This window comes from Alkalihalobacterium sp. APHAB7 (assembly GCF_048323755.1).
GTDB lineage: Bacteria > Bacillota > Bacilli > Bacillales > Bacillaceae_F > Alkalihalobacterium.
Map to the genome: position 1 here is coordinate 1 of NZ_JBLWFS010000019.1, position 16085 is coordinate 16085.

The 16085-nt window shown below is 36.8% G+C and carries 19 protein-coding genes; 3 read left to right on the forward strand and 16 right to left on the reverse strand.

From position 1 onward, the window contains the following. Positions 1–201: 201 nt before the first annotated feature. From ACNSTQ_RS16320 to ACNSTQ_RS16360, 9 genes are all read right to left on the reverse strand, one after another. The gene (locus ACNSTQ_RS16320) at positions 202–1980 is read right to left on the reverse strand and encodes an ATP-binding protein (RefSeq protein WP_418200883.1); all 1779 of its coding nucleotides are present in this window, start codon (positions 1978–1980) and stop codon (positions 202–204) included. Continuing rightward, on the reverse strand, positions 1980–2696 hold the full coding sequence (locus tag ACNSTQ_RS16325) for a response regulator transcription factor (protein ID WP_418200884.1): 717 nt from the start codon (positions 2694–2696) through the stop codon (positions 1980–1982). Before ACNSTQ_RS16325 ends, ACNSTQ_RS16320 begins: the two co-directional genes overlap by 1 nt. 140 nt (positions 2697–2836) lie before the next feature. Then, entirely contained in the window at positions 2837–4024 is a 1188-nt protein-coding gene (ccsB, locus tag ACNSTQ_RS16330; RefSeq protein ID WP_418200885.1) for a c-type cytochrome biogenesis protein CcsB, read from the reverse strand. After that, positions 4008–5666: a cytochrome c biogenesis protein ResB gene (locus tag ACNSTQ_RS16335; RefSeq protein ID WP_418200886.1), complete on the reverse strand. Its 1659-nt coding sequence runs from the start codon at positions 5664–5666 to the stop codon at positions 4008–4010. The genes ccsB and ACNSTQ_RS16335 overlap by 17 nt, the downstream gene beginning before the upstream one ends. Positions 5667–5678: 12 nt before the next feature. After that, entirely contained in the window at positions 5679–6206 is a 528-nt protein-coding gene (gene resA / locus ACNSTQ_RS16340) for a thiol-disulfide oxidoreductase ResA (RefSeq protein WP_418200887.1), read from the reverse strand. 292 nt (positions 6207–6498) lie between these two features. Then, positions 6499–7227: a pseudouridine synthase gene (locus ACNSTQ_RS16345; protein WP_418200888.1), complete on the reverse strand. Its 729-nt coding sequence runs from the start codon at positions 7225–7227 to the stop codon at positions 6499–6501. Positions 7228–7402: 175 nt separating this feature from the next. Further along, positions 7403–7936, reverse strand: coding sequence for a spore maturation protein (locus ACNSTQ_RS16350; protein WP_418200889.1), 534 nt, complete (start codon positions 7934–7936; stop codon positions 7403–7405). 2 nt (positions 7937–7938) lie between these two features. Then, complete coding sequence (locus ACNSTQ_RS16355) at positions 7939–8526, reverse strand: nucleoside recognition domain-containing protein (RefSeq protein WP_418200890.1); 588 nt, start codon at positions 8524–8526, stop codon at positions 7939–7941. Then, positions 8519–9667, reverse strand: coding sequence for a D-alanyl-D-alanine carboxypeptidase family protein (locus ACNSTQ_RS16360; RefSeq protein ID WP_418200964.1), 1149 nt, complete (start codon positions 9665–9667; stop codon positions 8519–8521). The genes ACNSTQ_RS16355 and ACNSTQ_RS16360 overlap by 8 nt, the downstream gene beginning before the upstream one ends. 239 nt (positions 9668–9906) lie before the next feature. Here ACNSTQ_RS16360 and ACNSTQ_RS16365 point away from each other — a divergent pair, with 239 nt between their 5' ends. Next, on the forward strand, positions 9907–10629 hold the full coding sequence (locus ACNSTQ_RS16365) for a DUF421 domain-containing protein (RefSeq protein ID WP_418200891.1): 723 nt from the start codon (positions 9907–9909) through the stop codon (positions 10627–10629). Between the two features lie 284 nt (positions 10630–10913). Here the strand turns inward: ACNSTQ_RS16365 and ACNSTQ_RS16370 are convergent, their stop codons facing one another. The 7 genes from ACNSTQ_RS16370 to ACNSTQ_RS16400 form a co-directional block, all read right to left on the reverse strand. Next, entirely contained in the window at positions 10914–11771 is an 858-nt protein-coding gene (locus ACNSTQ_RS16370) for a DUF421 domain-containing protein (RefSeq protein ID WP_418200892.1), read from the reverse strand. Positions 11772–11803: 32 nt separating this feature from the next. Next, positions 11804–12010 (reverse strand): DUF1657 domain-containing protein, encoded by a 207-nt coding sequence (locus tag ACNSTQ_RS16375; protein WP_418200893.1) that lies wholly within the window; start codon positions 12008–12010, stop codon positions 11804–11806. 13 nt (positions 12011–12023) lie between these two features. Further along, positions 12024–12374 carry a stage V sporulation protein AE gene (gene spoVAE / locus ACNSTQ_RS16380; protein WP_418200894.1) on the reverse strand — a complete coding sequence of 117 codons (351 nt, stop codon included), beginning with the start codon at positions 12372–12374 and terminating at the stop codon, positions 12024–12026. Between the two features lie 9 nt (positions 12375–12383). Next, positions 12384–13391, reverse strand: a complete 1008-nt coding sequence (gene spoVAD, locus ACNSTQ_RS16385; protein WP_418200895.1) for a stage V sporulation protein AD — start codon at positions 13389–13391, stop codon at positions 12384–12386. Further along, entirely contained in the window at positions 13391–13870 is a 480-nt protein-coding gene (spoVAC, locus tag ACNSTQ_RS16390; protein WP_418200896.1) for a stage V sporulation protein AC, read from the reverse strand. The genes spoVAD and spoVAC overlap by 1 nt, the downstream gene beginning before the upstream one ends. A gap of 15 nt (positions 13871–13885) precedes the next feature. After that, a complete protein-coding gene (locus ACNSTQ_RS16395) occupies positions 13886–14332 on the reverse strand; it encodes a hypothetical protein (protein WP_418200897.1) in 447 nt (148 codons plus the stop codon). A gap of 134 nt (positions 14333–14466) precedes the next feature. Further along, a complete protein-coding gene (locus tag ACNSTQ_RS16400; protein WP_418200898.1) occupies positions 14467–14670 on the reverse strand; it encodes a DUF1657 domain-containing protein in 204 nt (67 codons plus the stop codon). Between the two features lie 103 nt (positions 14671–14773). Here ACNSTQ_RS16400 and ACNSTQ_RS16405 point away from each other — a divergent pair, with 103 nt between their 5' ends. Next, a complete protein-coding gene (locus tag ACNSTQ_RS16405) occupies positions 14774–15301 on the forward strand; it encodes a hypothetical protein (protein WP_418200899.1) in 528 nt (175 codons plus the stop codon). A 93-nt stretch (positions 15302–15394) separates the two neighbouring features. Further along, positions 15395–16081 carry a DUF421 domain-containing protein gene (locus ACNSTQ_RS16410; RefSeq protein WP_418200900.1) on the forward strand — a complete coding sequence of 229 codons (687 nt, stop codon included), beginning with the start codon at positions 15395–15397 and terminating at the stop codon, positions 16079–16081. Positions 16082–16085: the final 4 nt, after the last annotated feature.

Below are 16085 nucleotides of genomic sequence, written 5' to 3' on the forward strand. Positions count from 1 at the left end.
TGCCTCGAGCTTCCTTCAGATTCCACGTCACCATGGACACCCTTGCTTTTGGCTATGTACTTACCGCTACAAGGTCGTACTCGGGACTTTCACCCGTTAGAGTTCGCCCATGCTGGGCGAACAAAAAAAGAGAAGTCATAATGACTTCTCTTTTGCAGAAATTTGTTTCTTATGAAACAAGATTATTCGTTGCTATTCCATTTAATCTTCTATTTTTCGAGGAATTTGAAAAGTGAATGTCGTACCTTCATTGATTTTACTATGGACCGAGATTTCGCCACCGTGTGCTTCCACAATATTTCTAGCAATGGCAAGGCCAAGTCCAGTTCCTGAGCGGCCACGAGTTCTTGCTTTATCAGCTTTGTAAAACCGTTCAAAAACAAAAGGTAAATCCTCTTCTGGTATACCTGAACCACTATCCTCAATATCGAACCGTAAGTAGTTTTCAAGTTGCTGAACTTTTAATTGCACAGTGCCACCTTTATCTGTATGGCGGATTGCATTATGAATTAAGTTAGTTAACACTTGTTCTACACGGTCAGGGTCAAGAGGGGCAGGTGTCAAGCTCTCATCAATATGGGCCGTCAAAGTAATACCTTGTTCTTTCGCTAGCCCTTGGAACTTTCGATTAATCTTTTCGGAAAGTTCTATTACATTTACAACTTGGAGCTGTAACTCAATATGGCCTGCTTCCATTCGAGCTAAATCTAAAAGTTCATTGACGAGTCGGCCCATCCTGAGAGATTCATCATAGATAATTTGCGCAATTTCCTTTTTCTCATCATCTGTCTGAGCAATATCATCAATAATTGCTTCACTATACCCTTGTAACATCGAAATAGGCGTTCTAAGCTCATGAGATACATTGGCAATAAAGTCCTTGCGTAGCTTATCTAGTCTTCTTTCTTCAGTAATATCCCGAATCACTGCTACAGCACCACGAACAAAAGTTTTATCGTAGAGTGGGGAAAGAATGATCGCCCAGCTTCTTCCTTGTATATCGATTTCCATTGCTTGTTCTTTTTCAATCGCTACAACTTGTTGAAATAATTTTTTAATCGCTTTTGGCAAATCATCGGCTTTACCGTCTAATCCTTGATCGTAGTACCAAGCTTGTAAGAAACGTTCGGCTGGTGGATTCGTAACAACAATCTTCCCTTTACGATCTATTGTAATAACGCCATCAGCCATACTACTTAAAATTCTCGATAATTGTTCTTTTTCCTGACTTAATGCCATTAAATTACGATTTAACTCCCGACCCATTCGATTAAAAGCTATTGCTAGTTGGCCAATTTCATCATTTGTTAAAATCGGGACTTTCGTATCGAATTTTCCTTCGGCAACTTCCATCGATGCTTGCCGCATTTTTCGAAGAGGTGCTGTAATTCTTGACGACAAGAAAAACGCAAAAACCGTCGTTAATACTATCGCAATACCTGCAGAAAAATAAATAATTCTTTTCGTTTCACCTGTCGTTTCTTCTAATGCAGATAGAGATTGATATAAGAATACCGCACCTATCTCATCTACGATTTGAACTGGACGACCGACGATCATGACTTCTGTATGAACTTCTTCACCATTTTCATAAAAAGGAAAGTCACCTTGACTGACAACTTGTTCACCCTGTTCAAAAACTTGTGAAAGAATAGGATCTTCAAAAAAAGTCGCAATAGGTAAATCAACATTGACTGTATCATTAGAAGAATACCAGTAATCATCACCTTGAATAATGACTACTTTTGTCTCATAAGACTCTGCGATTTTAGAAATAGTTGAGAGGGCGGTCTCTTCATTTTCATATTCTTCAATAATTGTTGCTACCATCTTTGCATGATTCATGAGCTGTGATTCAGCTTCAATCACATGAAATTTCTCGAAGTACTGAAGAAGCATGACCATTAATATAGACAATAAAACAGAAACTAATAGTAGGATCGTAAACCATAGCTTACCTACAACACTCCGCCAAAGCATTACCCTTTCACTGCCTCAAATTTATAACCTACACCCCAGACTGTTGATATCATGCTCGCAGCATCCGGAGACACCCGATTTAACTTTTCACGTAATCGTTTCACATGAGTATCAACTGTTCTTAGATCTCCGAAGAAGTCATAATTCCATACATCTTTTAATAATTGTTCCCGTGAAAATACTTTATCCGGTGATAATGCTAAATAATGAAGTAATTCATACTCTTTCGGTGTTAAATTAATTTCTGTACCTTCTACTGTTACACGATGTGCATCATTATCAATCGTTAAGTGCGGGAAAACAAGAATATCTTTTGAACCTGTATCCGTTTGCAAAAATTTGGTTGAAGAAGATCGACGTAAAAGAGCTTTCACACGTAAAACAACTTCACGGGGACTGAAAGGTTTTACAATATAATCATCAGTTCCCACTTCAAAGCCTTGAACACGATTTGCCTCTTCACCTTTTGCTGTAAGCATGATAATAGGAGTTGCTTTTGTCTTACGTAACTCTTGACATACTTCAATTCCATCTATACCAGGCATCATAATATCAAGCAAAATTAAATCGTAATCTTCATTTAAAGCCATTTCTAATGCTTGTTCACCATTTTCAGCATCTTCTACTTCATAGTTTTCTCTCTCTAAGTACATCTTTAGTAATCGACGAATACGCTCCTCATCATCTACTACTAAAATCTTTGCCTCATGTTCCATTAACTCTACCTCCCAAATATAAACAAATAGTACAAAAAATGTGCGCTACGACATAATACTCTTTATTTTACCATGTTTCAACAATAATCAAAACGATACAATGATGAGGCTGACTCAAAAATTTGAGTCAGCCTCATTCCTTACGCATATGAGTGTAAACCAGCGATTACTAAGTTAACAAATACAAGATTAAACATGATAATTGCAAACCCTATTACACATAACCATGCCGAACGTTCACCATGCCAACCTTTAGAAAGTCGAAGATGTAAATACGCCGCATAAAATAAGAATGTAATAAGAGCCCAAACTTCTTTAGGATCCCAACCCCAGAAGCGTGTCCAAGCAATTTGTGCCCATATCATTGCAAAAATTAAGCCACCGAGTGTGAATATTGGGAACCCGATCGCAATTGCACGATAGCTTAATTCATCAACACGATCTGCATTTACTCCTTTTAAGATAGGCTGAATTTGCGCACCGATTGGCTTCCTAAAGATTAAACGTAATAACCAATATAACACAAGTCCAGCTAACAAGGCCCAAACTACAGTATTCGCATCATCACTACGTAACCAAGCAGGCATTTCAAGCCACGGACTCATACGGTCTTCTGTTAACAATTGACCTTCGTTTGGTCCTAGTAATGGTGGTAAATTATAGACCATTTCCGCTGGTTGGTCTTTTTCATTAACATATGAGAAGGATGCCTCATAATTTAATGCATTAAAAAGATACCCTACTAGTATAAATCCAACTGTTGCAATAATACTGTATAAAATAAACTCTAAAGATCTCGTCTTTTTATCCTTTTTAGAATAATCGATAGTACGAAGTAAATAAATCAAACCTGCAACAAAACCAATCGCAAGTATCCCTTGTCCTAATGCAGTCGTAATAACATGTATTTTCAACCAGATACTTTGTAAAGCAGGAATTAAAGGTGCTACTTCGCTTGGGAAAATCGATGCATAAGCTATAATCAACATGACGGTTGGCATCGAAAATAAGCCAAGTATGTTGGAGCGATAAATAGCGTAAATGATAATAAAAGCAAGTCCTACCATAATTCCTAAAAAGGTCGTATATTCAAACATATTACTTACAGGTGCATGCCCCGCTACGATCCAACGTGTAATAAAAAAACCCATTGCAAATAAAAAACCGACGATCGCAGAAATAAATCCGAATGTTCCCCAACGGTTACCACTCATTTCTCCTTGCTTGTCACGCCACTTCTTCCCTGTAATCGATACAGCAAAGAAGATAGTCGACGCTAAATACAAGAAGAAAGCAACCATTAATAAATTACTACTTAAAGCTGCCATCTTGCACTTCCTCCTTAGGTTGTTTCTCATCTTTCTTTAATGCCACTTGGTCAACTGGAGAAGAAAGTTCAGTTCCTTCGATCATTCGATCGACTTCATCTTTCAAAGAGTTCCAGTTTTTATTCGTATGACCAGCGATCCAAATTTCTCCATTAATACGTTGAACCCAAATTCTACGATGCACCCAATATGAGCCTTGAATGAGTCCAATCATGAAGATCAATCCACCAACAATTAAGATACCAAGTGTATAGTCTTTTCGAACCGTTAAGGCAGTAACATTTTTAGTTTCCACACCATCAAATCGTAATTGGTAGTCATTCTCCCCGAAAGGTTCTAAGTTTTGTCCAATGGCTAAGAAACTTACTTCTCCATCGGGATGTTCAGGGGATACCATTTCAAAAATGAACGCAGGGTTATTAGGAATTCTTGACTGGCTGGTTGGTTGTCCTTGATCATTTAGGAAATAATCAGGGAAGTAATGACGAACTTTTACCTTATACCCATCTCCTAAGTCATATTCTGCTTGTGGATCAAATAGATTGACAGAAAAGCCTCCAATCGGTTCTTCTGCCCCTTTACGGAGCATATTAAAGCTCATTACATTTAACTCATGTAATTTGTAATCGACTTGATATAGTGCATAACCATCAAATTTAAATGGCTGATTTACTAGAATTTCATGGCGATCCACTTCTACCAATTCTGCATCTGCACCAATTGTATCGGTTTCTTCTCTTTTATATAGTACTGCATTCGTTTGATACGTTTTAACGACTGTAGCTCCAGAGTTTCTAATGGCTTCTCCAAATACCTCATCGTCTTCATCATATAACTCAACAATGAACTTTTCATTTTTTAAGTAATACTCTTGATTGGTACCTGGAATAACCTCAATTTCCCCTTCACGGATCCAAACAAAGTCGTCGACATACATACCTGGGAAATAACGTAACATACAACCAATTAAAAAGATAATAATTCCAATATGGTTAACGTATGGACCCCAACGTGAAAAGCGACCTTTCTCACCTACAAGGTTGCCATTCTCTTCAGATACGTTATACTTACGTTTTTCTAAATTCTCTTTAACTTTTGCAATTGCTGCATCATCATTACTCACTTTTGAAGTTCCAAAAATTCGTTGACGCTTCAAAAAGTTTTCATGTCTCGTTACTCGTTGTGTTTTTAGAGCACGATATAATGGAACTACACGATCCAAGCTTGCAATCGTTAAAGAAACTCCTAGGGCTGCTATTAATAACATGTACCACCATGAACCATAAAGATCATGAAAACCAAGCTGGTAATAGAGTTGACCTAAAACCCCGTATTCTTCCGCGTAAAATCGTGCTGGATTAACTCTAGGTGGTATATACATTTCTTGTGGAAAAATCGTTCCTATCGATGACGCAACGAGAGTAATCACGATAATCCATATTCCTACTTTTACGGAAGAAAAGAAGTTCCATATTTTATCGATAATCGTCCGATTGTAGGTTTGCGATCGGCGTGCTACACCTTCATACCTCATGTTCAGAAGTTCGCTTTTTTCTGCTTCTAAAGGTTTTCCGCACGATTCACAGATTTCAGTTCCAAATGGATTGACATGACCACATTCGCATTTAATTTCTTTACTCATGTGAACACCTCATTAGGATTGCGGTTTTATCTCTTCTAAAAATTTTCTTACGACGGGCTCGTCCATAAACCCACTATGCACTCGAACGACTTCCCCATGTTCATCAATTAAAATCGTAGTTGGAAGTGGACGAATTCCATAAGCTTCTGTAATTTTCCGTCCTTTGTCGATAGCGACTGGAAACGACAGCTTGTAGCGGTCTACAAAATTTTGAACAACCAAATCAGACTCATCTACATTCAGTGCGATGATCTCAATGCCTTGATCTTTATACTCATGGTACAGTTCTTCCATGATTGGCATTTCTTTTTCACACGGTGGACAAAATGTTCCCCAAAAGTTTAAGAAAACACCTTTCCCTTCTAATTCTCTTAATTCAATCGTTTCGCCGACTAAATCAGCAACGACAAAATTCTTTGCTTTATCTCCTGCGCGAACAACCGATTGATCTGAAAAGAAGTTAATATAGAACGTGTAACCGATAGCGATCGAGATGATTGCTAAAATGGAACTACGAATAATAAGCCTTCTTTGTTTCATTATGCTCTCCCCTCTCATAAAGAAAAACGCGTGGGGCGTTTATCCCAAAAGTAAGAAGTGTTGTTAGATTGGTAGAAATCGACTTTGATACGCCCACTTCTTTCTTCTCAACTACCTTTTACTCACAGATGATTTGACTATGTGATTGTTTCAAAGAAGTATGAAAAAAGTTTGAAGAAAATTTAAAAAGAGGTTAGAAAGAATGACATTATTCTTTCTAACTGTTTTAAATTCGATATTTTTCTACCTTCAGTCTCATTATAACGATGGTGTGTTACTTATTTAGCAATGATTATGACTTTTCTGTGACAGCTATTTCTCGAAAATGTTTAACTTCTATAGGTTTTAAAGGGCGGAATTCTCCAGGCGTTAACCCTTTCAGATCAAGGAAACCATAACTTTCTCTTTTAAGTTTCATGACTTGATAGCCAAGCGCTTCAAACATTCGTCGAACTTGACGATTTCTTCCCTCGTGAATCGTTAATTGGACAATGGATGTTTCATTTTTTTTATTAACTGAAAGTACCTTTACCTTTGCTGGTGCCGTCTTCCCATCTTCTAGACGAATCCCGTCTTTTAACTGCTTTAACTGCTCTCTTGTTGGTACACCTTTAATTTTTGCGACATAGACTTTATCAATTGTATGTCTTGGATGCATCAAAAGATTAGCAAACTCGCCATCGTTTGTTAGAAGAATAAGTCCCGAAGTATCGTAGTCGAGTCTCCCTACTGGAAAAATTCTTTCCTCGGCTTCAATATAATCGGTTACGACTTTTCGACCCTTGTCATCTGATACACTGGAGATAACCCCTGCTGGCTTATATAGCAAAAAATAAACCGGTTGTTCCCGGTCAATTGGCACTCCATTTACTTCTATGTCATCTTTATTAGCGTTTACTTTAACTCCTAATTCACGAACTATTTGACCGTTAACACTTACCCTTCCTTCAACTATTAATTGTTCTGCTTTTCTTCTTGATGTTACACCCGCTTGGGCAATAACTTTTTGTAATCGTTCCATATTTTCACCTCATTGAACATCTTAAAGCTTCTGATGTAAATTCTCAAGTTTTCATTATTATAGGTTAATTATTGTCACTTTTTACATATTAGATAAGCTAGACTTAATAATCAATACTTTTATTTTTTATCTAGCATAAAAAAACACTAACCGAAGTTAGTGTTAATTCTTATAGTTACGGTCCAAACACTAATGTAACAATAACAATAGAAGCAATAATACCAACTATATCTGCTAATAGTCCAACTTTTAACGCATCACCCATTTTCCTAATCCCAACCGCTCCAAAATAAACGGTTAATACATACAGTGTTGTGTCTGTACTTCCTTGCATTGTAGAGGCTAGTCTACCTATAAAAGAATCCGGACCATATGTAGCAATTAAATCTGTCGTCATGCCTAAAGCGCCTGTTCCAGAAATAGGTCGGATCATTGCAAGAGGAACGATCTCACTAGGAACACCAATAGCATGTAATATCGGCCTTAATGAATCGATAATAAAGTCCATTGCTCCTGATGCACGAAAAACAGATATAGCTACAAGCATTCCAACTAAATAAGGAATGATTGAAATGGCCATTGAAAAGCCTTCTTTAGCCCCATCAACAAACGTTTCATACGTAGGTACTTTTTTGTACGTTCCATATAACAAAATAAAAGCGATAAGCATTGGAATTATCCATATTGATATTATCGTTATCCATCCCATGCTTACCTCCTCCTCATTCGACGATAATAAAAATAACGATCAATTAAAATCGCGCCTACTGTTGAACAAAACGTAGCAAGTATCGTTGTTCCGACAATTTCTGTAGGTGACACTGAATCATAGGTCATACGAATGGAAATAACCGTCGTTGGTATTAATGTAATACTAGCTGTATTGATCGCTAGTAAAGTAATCATCGATCGACTAGCTTCGTCTCGGTCACCATTTAACCTGCGTAACTCTTGCATTGCTTTAATCCCCATGGGTGTAGCGGCATTTCCTAACCCAAACATATTTGCTGTCATGTTGGAAAGAATGTACCCCATTGCTGGATGATTACTAGGTACTTCCGGAAACAATCTAGTTGCTATTGGTCTCAATAGTTTTGCTAGTCCATCTAACAAACCGGCACTCTGTGCAATTTTCATCATCCCTAACCAAAAGACAAGGATACTAATTAACCCAAAGCAAATGGTGACTGCATCTTTAGCACCTGCAAAAATGGCTTCATTTACCTCGGGCATCTTACCATTTATCCCTGCAAAGATTAGTCCAATGACGAGCATTGTCACCCAAATGATATTAATCAATGATTTTCACTCCCAAAGTGAGAAAGAAAATTTCCTTTATTTGAGACCAAAATCCTTTTTTCTCCTCTTCTACTGGCGTTAAGAAATACAGTGGGATACTATTTAATGTCTTACCATTCATTGAAATGGTTAATTTCCCAACAGGTTGTGGCATATAAATCTTATCGGCCTCTTCACCTTTTGGTGGTCGATATAATGTGATATCCTTTTTTACACCTTCTCTTTCTTTTACGGTTAGTGGATACTTAAATGTATACGGAATATAGACTCTATCTTTGTAGAACTCGTCTTTAATTCCTTTTATCGTCCCTTCCTTTGCAAGAGTTTCAACTTTATATCGATCAAATGCAGAATTAAAAAGGTTCATATGATCGTTCCAGTCACTTGGTGCATTTAAGGTTACACAAATTAAATCTAGATCATCTTTTGTTGCTGTCGAGACAAGCGTTCGTTTCGCTCTTTTGGTGAAACCTGTCTTACCACCAGTAGAGTATTTGTATAATTGAGTTAAAAGTCTATTTTTATTTTGCCAGTAACTATAAACTTCACCTTCTCTTTGTGCCTTATAATTTTTAGTTGATGAAATTTCTCGATATTGCTCATTCTCCATTGCATACTGTGTAAGCTTTGCCATGTCATAAGCGGTTGAATAATGTTCTTCATGATCATCTAGTCCGTGTGGGTTTGAGAAAACGGTTCGAGTCATGCCGATTTCTTGAGCTTTCTGATTCATTAAGTAAACGAAACCTTCAAGACTTCCGCCAACATGTTCCCCTATTGCAACAGCAGCATCGTTTCCAGACCGAAGCATAAGTCCATATACTAGGTCTTTTAGTTTTATTTTTTCTCCAGCTTTTAAGTAAAGTGAAGATCCTTCTGTTCCTTCTGCTCGTGTTGAAACTTTTACATACTCTTCCATTTCCCCTGATTCGATAGCTATAATCGCTGTCATGATCTTGGTAATACTAGCAATCCTCATTTGTTGGTGTTCATTTTTCCCATATAATACTCGACCAGAAGATTGTTCAATTAAAATAGCCCCTTGTGCAGAGACCGAAAATGCCTCACTTTTACTCGTAAATGAAAATGTAGAAAGTAATAAACTAATAGATAAACATATAATTAGTACTTTTTTTCTCATGTACATATAAATCCCCGCCTGAATAGTAGTTTGTACAAGTGTATGCGCAAGAAAATGAAGTATGAACAAATTTGTCCAACTCCTAATAAATTGGAATACTTCTCCACCTATTTGTGAAAACTATCCCTGAATTCTTTCTATTAAAATGGCTGTTTTCGTATGCTTTGTTGCTTTTGAACCGTTTAACCATCACACTGTCAGGAAGAGCCTTTAAAATTAAGTGATTTGGTGATAAATTTATGGACGATATACTAAGAGAGTCTCTCATTATACTGGGTCGTATCTTCACGATTTTTCCATTGTTTTTAATGGTCACAATTTATATGGGGAAACGATCACTTGGCGAAATGCCTATTTTTGACTTTCTCATTATTATTACATTGTCTAATGTTATTGGCGCGGATATTGCTGACCCAACAGTTGATCATATATATACCTATTTAGCTGTTATTGTCATTCCATTACTTCATAAGTCTGTTGCTCGTTTATTAATCTCCAATCGAAAATTAGGTAAAAAACTTACGTTTGAACCTACATTAGTCATTCAAGATGGAAAAGTGTTAGTTGAAAACTTAAAAAGGATTCAGTATACCATTGATAATGTTTTACAAATGTTAAGGCAGAAGGATATTTTTGATATAAGTGAGGTTAAAGTTGCGATCATTGAAGGAGATGGAAAAATTAGTGTAATGAAGCAAGAGAATAAAATGGAAGTAACACTTGAAGATATGAATTTAGATAAGAAAAATCTCAGTTTAGCTTTGCCTTTAATCGTAGAAGGGGAGATTTACGACGACATTCTAACTTATTTAGGCTTAGATCGTCCGTGGCTCATTGAAGAATTACAAAAAAGAAATATACCACAGATGAATCGAATTTTTTTTGCTTCAATTAATCAAAATCAAGAACTTCATATTTCATTAAAAAAAGAAGAGCAACACATGCCTCCTTTTTATCATTAACGTGAAATGAAATATGAAAAGCACAAGGCCCGTTCAACGACGTACGGACTGGAACACACCTCATGAGACAAAGGAACACATGATTTTTGTAAGTTTTTGTCGAGAAATCGGTAAAGTGAAAAAGTTGAATGTAAAACCGGCAAAGTTAAAAATAAGGTGAACTAAGTTGAAAATAAATTGACTAAAGTTAAAAATAAATTAAATAAAGCTGTTAAAATCAAGCCAGTCAATATTTATACTTTCTTATCAAAAAAGAAACAAGAGGCAGCCCACAGAACTGCCTCTTATCTTAGTAATGGTTTTAATTTTTTCATAACCTCATCCATTTCTTTAGCACAACGTTGGTACATGTTTTTTGCCTGTTCTGAGTCAGTTTGCATGGAGAAAACTTCTAAATCTGCTTGGCATTTTTTAATTGATGCAAATAGGAGTGGCTTTTCAACAGGTTCTGGAATTTCAATTTGGTCATCAAACACATCTATCGTTAATTCTCCGTATGAATCAATTTGACCAATATAAACATTTTCAATGGCAACCCCTATTTTATCAAGTTCATGTTCTAGCCATCTCCGATTAAAGCCAATCGTAGCAAGTGGTTCATCTAGTATTTTCCCGTCCATTATCACTGTTTCTGGCTGTTTTATCGGGGCTACCTGAATTTGCATATCTTTAGGCGTTAAAGGTTGATAATCTTTCTTTAATAGAACGTTTACTGCTCCATTCGGTTCTAGAACGGCAAACTCTACATCTGCAACACGGAAGACATCTTTTGTTCTTAATTTACTTAACAATTCGTCTGTCGTATAACGGCCTTTTCTAATATTATCTTCAAGAACTTTACCGTCTTTAATGATTGGGATTCCTTTACCGCCAATCACATTACGAAATGTCTTACTTTTAACGGATAGTGAACCGATAATATAGGGGATAAAAACCCACAAAAATAATGCAATGGCTACATGGCCAGGGGGGATGCTTATTGCTACAGAACCAATTCCGACAATGATAGCCACCGCTGCCGCTACGATAAACTCAAAATAAGAAAGCTCTCCTATTGCCTTACGTACAAAAAGCTTTGCTCCAAATAGAACCACTATAATACCAGCGGATGAGCGTAAAACGATTTCTAACCAGCCCGGCAAATGAAACCCTCCTTTCTTGAAACCTCCATTAACTAATATCCATTATATTGAGGCTCTTCTCGTTCAAGTTCACCAATTCTCTTCTCAATGTCGCCGATTACCTTTCTAGTCGTTAAGCATGTTTCATGAAATACTTGGCGCACTTCTTCATCTTCTGTTTCAATGGAAAATGTATTTAAGGATGCCTCAATTCCCTTGAGTGAAGAAAGGCACTGTTTTACCTGTGAAGCTACTGTCATACTAAATCCCTCCCTATCCCTTAGGTTTAAAAACTAATGCTGCAAAAAAACCAAATATTATAGCTGCTGAAATACCTGCACTCGTAACTTCAAAAATCCCTGTAATCACACCGACTAACCCGTGTTTTTCAGCTTCTGCCATCGCACCATGAACTAATGCGTTACCAAAACTTGTAATTGGAACAGTTGCACCAGCCCCTGCAAAGTCGATTAGAGGCTCATATAAACCAAAGCCGTCAAGTATCGCCCCTGATACAACTAACGTACTCATGGTGTGTGCAGGGGTAAGTTTGAGAACATCCATTAAAATTTGTCCAATAACACAAATAATACCACCAACTACGAATGCCCAAAAGAAAATCATCGTTTATCCTCACCTCCCTGCTTCTATTGCAACTGCGTGGGCGATACACGGGATCGTTTCTTTTTGTTGAAATGATAACGGTGATAATAAAGCGCCTGTCGCTACAATTAACATCCGGTTAATTTCTCCACGTTTCATTCGATTAAGTAAATGCCCGTATGTAACTGCTGCCGAACATCCTGACCCACTTGCACCAGCCAGTACAGGTTGTTCCTCTCTGTAAATCAACAACCCACAATCTTGAAATTTCTCTTCTGTGAGCTCTAACCCATGCTTAGCTAATAAATCAATTGCAATAGAGTGGCCAATCTTACCTAAGTCCCCCGTTGCAATGACATCATAATAGTCAGGACCAACTTGCATGTCTCTTAAATGAGCTTCAATCGTATCAACAGCAGCTGGGGCCATTGCTCCACCCATATTGAATGGATCACTTAATCCCATATCAACGACCCTTCCGATCGTCGCAGAAGTTACTCTGGGACCATCACCTGTTTTGCCTAGTAACCCAACGCCTGAGGCAGTTACCGTCCATTGAGCAGTTGGTGGTTTTTGAGCACCGTATTCCGTTGGGTATCTAAATTGTTTCTCTACCGCTGAGTTATGACTTGATGAGCCAGTCAAAATATAGTTAGCCCCGCCACCATTCAAGATGAACGCCGATAATGCTAATCCTTCCATTGAAGTGGAGCACGCGCCAAACAACCCAATATATGGAATACTCAATGTTCGACAAGCAAAGCTTGTTGGCGTAATTTGATTGACTAAATCACCAGCAATAACAAACTCAACGACTTCTTTTTCTATTCCACCTTTTTCAATTGCTTTATTACAAGCTTCCTCAAACAATACCCGATGCGCTTTCTCATAAGAGTCTTGTCCCATCCACATATCTTCATGAAGCGTATCAAAATCATCAGGAATATTTCCATTCGCTTCAAAAGGACCACCGACAGTACCAGTAGATAAGATGACAGGCTTTGTTTCAAACGTCCAAGTTCGATGGCCAGTAAGCATTATAATCCCCCCCATTGGATAGCAATCGTTTTAATAATTGCAATTACAAACGCGGCTACCGTTCCAAATACAATAACCGAACCAGCTAACTTAAACATGTTTCCACCAACTCCAAGCACATACCCTTCCGTACGGTGTTCAATTGCAGCACTAGCCACAGAATTAGCAAACCCAGTAACCGGTACTGCTGTTCCAGCACCAGCAAATTGTGCTATTCGATCATAAACACCAAACCCTGTTAGTAAAACAGATAGAAAAATCATAAATGCCACGGTTGGATTTCCGGCAGTTCGTTCTGTAAAATCAAAAAATGTATAAAAGAAAGTTTGTACAAACTGACCGAATAAACAAATAAGACCGCCTATAAAAAACGCACGAATACAATTTTTAAACCATGGCCGTTTGATTTCATGTTCACTAGCAAACTTTTGATATTCTTGTTGTACTGGTGTTAAGTTTTTCTTTTTTTGATCCGACATAGTTCGCTCCTCACTTTACCCTTTCATATCTTCTTCAAGCTTTTTTAACCTTTTGTCTAACTGTTCCTTTGAAATACTTTCCTCTTTAAGTTGTCTTTCTAACTTCTCAAGCTCCATAAATATTTTTTTATCCGTTGAAAGAAAAATTGTAGAGTTAGGATAGCGTTTTTTTACTCGATCAAAACCATCTTTTCTAATTCCTTCTAAATGGAGCCTATCAAAATGTGTAACCGTTGGTGCGATGTAAATGTTGTCCTGGTTTGATACCCCTCTTACTTCAATAACTTCATCCATTGAAAGGACAATCTTTTTTGCATTATCAGCTTGCGTTTGATCAATAATAGCTCCCTGACCAATAAACAAAGGAGTTTGTTCTTGTTGTTGTAAGTTCATTTGACCACAACCACTCAGTATGCAAGCTAACGTCAAAAAGGTTAAAATAAATAAGGAATACATTTTCATTGAAACCACCCTATTCTTAGCTTCGTATTGATTATAGTTTGACAAATGTCCGATATTTATATGTAACAGATTTTTTACTGTTTTTATTGTAAGAAGAAGGTTGATGTTTATCACATCAACCTTTTAGCCGAATATTAGTCGTTATATTGTGGTTCTTCTTGTTGAATTTCTTGAACACGTGGTGTTAATGTATCTACTATTCCTTGTGTTTGTTGCGCTAAGTTTTGGAACATTTGCTTTGCTTGTTGATTTTCCGTTTGTAGAGCAAAGGTTTCAAAACTTGCTTGTGCACTCTTTAATCCTGCTAATGTTTGTTTTACTTGGCTTGCTACTGTCATGGTGGTTCCTCCTAAAAAAATAATAATGGTACGATACTAATATTTGATAATTAAAACTAAATAATTGTAGTTAAATACTGGAAGTAAAAATAAGGAGTGTAAAATGTTATTATCCGTTTTGATATTAATACTTATTGTTAATTTGTGCACAGGCATTTTTCTGTTTTATATATTCCGTACGTTTAATGCACAAGAAAAGAAGCACCAAAGGCAAATTGAAGAATTACTACAACATCCAAACATAAAAAAAATAGGGACTGAGCAACTAAGGGATGAATGGAGATCGTATGTTTTTATACAAGCGTTACAAGTAAGAGAAGCGATTTCAAAACAAGTAAGTAATTTACACCCTAAATTAATTGAAGAAGCACCCAGCTCACATGGACTTTCTAATAAAGAACTTTCTGAAGCATTTACCCCTGAGCAAATTGAAGCGATCACTTTTTATTGGGATTTATATCGTCAATATGCTGATACGTATTGGAAAACGGATCAAGGAAAAGTTAAAACCGTGTTTAAAGGATCTGTTGACTTAAAAGGAAGCGAAGTTCATAGGATACAAACCGCCTCTAACCAAATATTACCAAAAATTGATCAATTACTGATCAAAATAAAAGGAGTTGAGCACTAATATGCTCACTCCTTTTTCGTTTGAGTAATTATTCCATTGTTGGGACATTCTAATCATAACATTCACTTTATATTCCTAGTTGAGGGCAAAACATTGAATACTAACTTTTTTTATTTAACTACTGAACTAATTACGGGTTTTTTTGCTTTATTAGTTATCACTAAAGTCTTAGGAAAGACGCAAATCACTCAACTCACTCCTTTTGATTTCATATCAGCACTAGTTCTCGGTGAGCTCGTCGGAAATGCTATTTATGATAAGAATATCGGTCTAAATTACGTGATTTATGCTGTGTTTGTATGGGGCACTCTCATTTATACCGTTGAGTGGTTGACACAAAAATACAAGGGTACAAGAAACTTTCTACAAGGAAAGCCGTCAATTATCATTCGTGAAGGTAAAATTGATTTTCAACAGTTAAAAAAAGATCAAATGGACATTAATCAGCTGCAACAATTATTACGCCAAAAAGATGTTTTTTCAATTCGTGAAGTGCAATATGGGATTTTGGAAGCAAATGGGTCCATTAGTATTTTAAAAAAAGACAATTACGAACAGCCGAATAAAAAGGACTTAAACCTGACACCTCAAAAGGTCTGTCTTCCAATCACCCTTATTCTAGATGGGGAAATATTACTCGATAATTTGAGAGAAAGCGGCTATAATCTAGCGTGGTTAAAACAACAGCTGTTCACTTACGGTATTACTGATGAAAAAGAAGTTTTTTATGCAGAATGGCTAGAAGGGGATTCCCTTTATATTAATACATACAGTTCATAAGGAG